Source organism: Sphingopyxis sp. (genome assembly GCF_051861155.1).
Taxonomy (GTDB): Bacteria; Pseudomonadota; Alphaproteobacteria; order Sphingomonadales; family Sphingomonadaceae; genus Sphingopyxis.
Map to the genome: position 1 here is coordinate 1 of NZ_JBHYDE010000015.1, position 2,707 is coordinate 2,707.

General features: G+C 66.8%; 2 protein-coding genes. Both read right to left on the reverse strand.

From position 1 onward, the window contains the following. Positions 1-15: 15 nt before the first annotated feature. Complete coding sequence (locus tag ACTIFP_RS17640) at positions 16-1,311, reverse strand: acyl-CoA dehydrogenase family protein (RefSeq protein WP_439569982.1); 1,296 nt, start codon at positions 1,309-1,311, stop codon at positions 16-18. A 19-nt stretch (positions 1,312-1,330) separates the two neighbouring features. Further along, positions 1,331-2,662, reverse strand: coding sequence for a phosphotransferase (locus ACTIFP_RS17645; protein ID WP_439569983.1), 1,332 nt, complete (start codon positions 2,660-2,662; stop codon positions 1,331-1,333). Between the last annotated feature and the right edge of the window lie 45 nt (positions 2,663-2,707).

The following is a 2,707-nucleotide window of genomic DNA, read 5'->3' on the forward strand; positions in this document are numbered from 1 at the left end:
GCGTGCGCGGCCGGTTCACAGTTTCCCGATCGTTTCGCGCTTCGGCCCCATATATCCGAACAGATAAGCTGCGACCTTTCGCATCTGTATTTCTTCGGCGCCTTCGGTGATGCGATACCGCCGATGATGGCGATAGATATGCTCGAACGGCTTGTGGCGTGAGTAGCCGATGCCGCCATGGACCTGCATCGCGCGGTCGGCGGCTTCGCAGACGAGGCGGTTCGCCCAGTAGTTGCACATGCTGACCTTGTCGGAGAGCGTGTGTTCGATGTCCTTGTGCTCGGTGTTGTCCATGTCCCACGCGGTCTTGCGGATCAGCAGCCGCAGCATTTCGGCCTGCGTCGCGAGTTCGACGAGCGGGAACTGGATTGCTTGGTTCTTCGCCAGCGCCTCGCCGAACGGCTTGCGCTGGCGCGCATATTTGACGGACTCCTCGATGCAGAACACCGCGGCGCCGAGCGAGCTGGCTGCCTGCCGGATGCGGTTCTGGTGGACGAAGCTTTGCGCGATCGACAAGCCGCCGCCCTCGGGCCCGAGCCGCGCATCGTCGGGCACCCACACGTCGGTGAACGTCATGCGCGGATGGTCGGTCGGCATGTTGAACGTCCACAGATATTCGTCGACGGTCATGCCCGGGGTGCCCGTCGGCACGAGCAGACAGGTGATCCCCTTCGCATCGCCGTCATTCCCGCTGGTGCGGCAGAAGGTCGCGCAGTGCGTCGCGCTGTGCATGCCGGTGATCCACATCTTGCGCCCGTCGATCCGCCAGCCGTCGACGCCGTCCCGCGTCTCGCGAACCGCGCGCGTCTCCATATGCGTCGCATCCGATCCATGATCGGGCTCGGTCAGCCCGAACGCGGTGCGCCGCCGCCCCTCGAACCCGCCGAGGATAAACTCCTGCTTCTGCGCATCGCTCGTCGCAAACTGCTCGAACATCTCGACGAACGGGAAGTTGCCGACGATGCTGTGCTCGTTCTGGAGGTCGTTGTGGAGCCCCAGCCCCTTCGCCGCAAAATGCTCGCGGATCACCGCCATCCACAGATTGCTGCCGTCCTGGCCGCCGTACTTCTTCGGCGCCGAGAAGCGCCAGTGGCCCGCCGCATCGGCCTTGCGGGTGGCCTGCTTCAGTAACGCCTCCCACTCTTCGCGCGGCAGCCCCTGATTGTCCCAGTCGGTGCGCGCATGCTCGCGCCGATGGTCGAAGAAGCGGATATTGTCATCCGCCAGCTCGAGCGGTTTGATCTCGGCTTCGATAAACGCATCGAGCTCGTCGAGGTACGCCTGAAGCGCAGGCTCTATCGCAAAGTCCATGTCTCTCTCCCTGTTCCGTCTATCCGCGCCAGTCGGCGCGGGCCGCCGCGAGCGCGGCATATTTGGGGCTGTCGATCGCGCATTTGTCGAGCACCGCGCGGCGCAGCCTTGCCAGCAGGCCCGGCTCGGCAAGGCTCGTGGTTCCCGACAGCAAAGCCTCTGCCAGCGCCGCATCCTCGGCGCGCACATCGGCCGATAGATCGCGCAGGACGATGCCGAGCGCGTTCATCGCGACCACCGCCTCGAACTTGGCGTGACCCTCCGCCCGCGGTTTGATCGACCCTTCGATCCAGTCGCGCACCGCCTGCACGATCTCGCTATGGGTCGGCTCGCCGGTCGGTGCCGGTGCGGCGTCCGGCGACGGCGGCAAGGCGCGTCCCCGCTCGACCTCGGGCGCCTCGGCTTCGAGCAGCAGCAGCAGGTCGAGCTCCTGCTCGGCGGTCCGCCGCCCGATGACGACGCGCTCGACCGTCGGATCGGCGCCGCTCCGCCACGCCTGCCCCATCTGCAAACAGCCCAGCGCCCACCAGAGCGTCCGGTAGACCAGCCAGAAGCGGAACCGGTCGCGGTCGACCCTCACTCCGCCCGCCGCCTCATAGGCCGCAAAATAATCCGCGAGGCTGCCGACCCCGAACGCCGGCCGGTCGATCCGGCCAAAGCGCCACACCGTCATGCACCCGAACGCCAGATCCTCATGCGCGTCGCCGCGGTGCGCCAGCTCCCAGTCGAGCACTGCGGCCAGGCCGTCTTCATCGACCATCACATTGCCCATCCGGTAATCGCCATGCACCAGCACCGGATCGGCAGGCGCAGGCAGATGATCCTCGCACCATTTGATCGCCAGCGCGATCACCGGCCGGTCGCCGCCGTACGACAGAAAGCGCGACCGAAGTTCGGCCAGCGCCGCGCGCGTGTCCATCAGCGGGATCGCCGCCGGGATCGCATCGCCCGGGATCGCATGGATCCGCGCCAGCTCGCGGCCGAGGTCGGCGAGCAGCGAGCGCGGCGGATCGGCCAATATCTTCGCCGGCGACACCTCGGCCATCACCCGCCGCATCACATAACCCGTGCCCATGCCGTCGGCATCCGCCAGCACGCCCACAACCTCGGGCGCCTTCACCCCCGCAGCCTGCGCCGCCATCACCAGCGCCGCCTCGTCGGCATGCCCGAACGGACGATCCGCCATATACGCCGCCGACGGCGCACGCCGCAAAACATAGGCCCCGCCAGCCCACTCAAACGCCCAGCTCTCCATGTTCGCACCGCCAGACAAGCGCTCAAGACCCGACAACGCGCCACCACCAGAAACACGGGCCATGAAAGGCGGAAGCAAGGCTGACAAATCGGTCATGCGACGCGTGTCCGGGGGGTGGCGGCACGCCAAAATTGTCTCGCA

What these genes read in the sequence shown, in the direction of transcription:
- ACTIFP_RS17640 (WP_439569982.1), bottom strand. Translation starts at nt 1,311, where the DNA reads ATGGACTTTGCGATAGAGCCTGCGCTTCAGGCGTACCTCGACGAGCTC.
- ACTIFP_RS17645 (WP_439569983.1), bottom strand. Translation starts at nt 2,662, where the DNA reads ATGACCGATTTGTCAGCCTTGCTTCCGCCTTTCATGGCCCGTGTTTCT.